General features: G+C 40.7%; 1 protein-coding gene. It reads right to left on the bottom strand.

Annotated elements, in window-relative coordinates; translation table 11 throughout:
• Positions 1–58: 58 nt before the first annotated feature.
• On the bottom strand, positions 59–397 hold the full coding sequence (locus tag F6K53_RS39785; protein WP_293085520.1) for a hypothetical protein: 339 nt from the start codon (positions 395–397) through the stop codon (positions 59–61).
• Positions 398–1782 lie beyond the last annotated feature (1385 nt).

Below are 1782 nucleotides of genomic sequence, written 5' to 3'. Positions count from 1 at the left end.
AAGCACCGAAAGCTGTTGTAGTCAAAGTTTCCTGTTCCTTCCGACTTTTGTAAGAAGTCTAGTTTAGCTCTGGGTCAGCACTGTCAATGGTTCGACGAATCCGTCGTTTGCGCTCACTTCTACGCACACCCCCTGCCATTTCGTATTCAAAGCTGTTTTTGCCATACTTGACAGCAACTGCCATTAGCATTTTCTCACTGAGACCTCCCAATATCTCTTCTGCTTCTAAAAGATTATTATACGCTCCATCAAGAGTTGACAGGATAGTGTTATAAGTTTCTAATTTTTCTCTCACAGATTGGATAGACGCTTCCAACTCTTCAATTGTCATACCATTGCCTAAATCGAGCCTAGCGTTAATGGATTTAAGACTAGCAAGTCGCCGTTCTGCATTCATCAATTTTCTTGAACTTCGCTTGAGTCGAGCCATAGATTATCTTGCCATAGTTAAGCTTACATCAACTATAGTGCTCCAAAAAAACTAGCAATGTAATCAGAAAAATCCTCATAAAAACTGGGAGTAATTGATAGAATTTTTTTGAGGCGTTCAGTGAATTTATTGATATAGCGCTATGGGCAAGGGCATCGGGAATCGGAACCCACCCCTAACCCCTCCCAGGAGGGCATCGGGAATCGGAACCCACCCCTAACCCCTCCCAGGAGGGGAACGGGAATCGGGAAAACAATCCCTTGTAAGCTACTCCCTACTCCCTACTCCCTACTCCCTTTGCTATAGCACTGATAAAACAGCAAACTGTACTGGCATGTGAGAAAATAGTACTCGTTAAGAACAAACAGGTGCCTTTTTTTAATACATAAGTACTATTTTATTAGCAACAAGTACTAGTTACTGATAAACGAGTACTGGTATATGAGAAACTAGTACTCGTTAGTGAGAAACGGGTACTCGTTAACGAGAAACGGGTACCCGTTTGTTATACACCAGTACTGGTATGTGAGAAACGAGTACTAGTATGTGAGAAACGGGTACCCGTTTGTTATACATAGGTACCCGTTTGTTATACACCAGTACTGGTTAACGATAAACGAGTACTGGTATGTGAGAAACAAGTACTAGTTAGCGGTAAATAAGTACTCCTGTGATAGAAGTCAGTACCCGGTTTGGTTTGTGGTTGACCGTTGACCGTTGACCGTTAACCAGAGACTTCGGCGTAAGCATTCAGCCGTCAGCTGTCAGCCGTCATATCATGTCCGGTTGAATACTTACAACTCTTTTATCTTCATAACTGCGAGAAACGCTATATATTGACTGAATTATCTCTTATCAAAATATTTTTCATCAAAACTTTATTAAATTAAAGATTGAGTAAAGTTTACTTTTCCTAGCTCAATGAGTACTGATTTATATGTAATAGTATTGTTGGAAAATAAATCAGTCATCAACGTTAACTAGTTCATTGTTGTCATAGTTGCCAACCTAAAGCCGTCAAAGAAAAGACCCCCTCTGGGGATAATAATCAACAATAAACTCTATTTTGAGAGAGCGCTGCTTGAGTTCGTAGCGATTTTTCTCATTAGTTTAGTTACTTCCATGCTTAGACTACTTGGCTTGGATGGGTCAGATCATGGTGCTTGCTTATTAAGAGGCTCTAGATTTTAGAATTAATTGATTTGAGCCCCTTGATATTTAGATGCTTGGTGGTGCAGAAAACTCTGAGAAGTCTCAGGTTGAGAATCTAACGACCCTACTAAACTCAATTCGGCAGTTCCATTCATCCTGTTTTCGCAACGAAGCCGAAGCAGGAGGAGGATTGTATCTTG

The sequence above is a fragment of the Moorena sp. SIO4A1 genome (assembly GCF_010672065.1).
GTDB lineage: Bacteria > Cyanobacteriota > Cyanobacteriia > Cyanobacteriales > Coleofasciculaceae > Moorena.
This window is presented reverse-complemented; position numbering and strand designations above follow the sequence as displayed.